A 545-nucleotide genomic window follows, 5' to 3' on the forward strand; every position below is an offset into this window, starting at 1 on the left:
CGCTTCTGTCGACCACCGGTCGCGCCGCGGGCCATGTCTGGCTGGTCGGCGCCGGCCCGGGCGCCGAAGATCTTTTGACGCTGCGCGCCCAGCGCGTGCTGATGGAAGCCGATGCGATCGTCTTTGACGCGCTGGTGCCGCAGGCGATCGTCGACATGGGCCGCCGCGATGCCGAGCGCCTGTCGGTCGGCAAGCGCAAGAACTGCCATTCGAAGTCTCAAGACGAGATCAACAGGCTGCTGGTCAGGCTCGGCCGTGAAGGCAAGCGCGTCGTCCGCCTCAAGTCCGGCGATCCGCTGGTCTATGGCCGCGCCGGCGAGGAGATGGCGGCACTTCGCGACGCGGGTGTCACTTACGAGATCGTACCGGGCATCACCTCGGCCTTTGCCGCTGCCGCCGATTTCGAGTTGCCGCTGACGCTGCGCGGCGTCGCCTCGTCGCTGATCTTCACCACAGGCCATGACCTCACCGGCGACGTCCTGCCCGACTGGGCAAGCCTTGCGATCTCGGGCGCGACGATCGCCGTCTACATGGGCCGCACGGTT

Annotated in this window: 1 protein-coding gene; it reads left to right on the forward strand. The window is 67.7% G+C overall.

Annotated features, from left to right (window positions below; all coding sequences use genetic code 11):
- A partial coding sequence (cobA, locus tag MOV61_RS30195) for a uroporphyrinogen-III C-methyltransferase (protein WP_247139213.1) occupies positions 1-545 on the forward strand: 545 nt, incomplete at both ends.

Origin of the sequence: Neorhizobium sp. BETTINA12A (assembly GCF_023006485.1) — a bacterium.
GTDB lineage: Bacteria > Pseudomonadota > Alphaproteobacteria > Rhizobiales > Rhizobiaceae > Neorhizobium.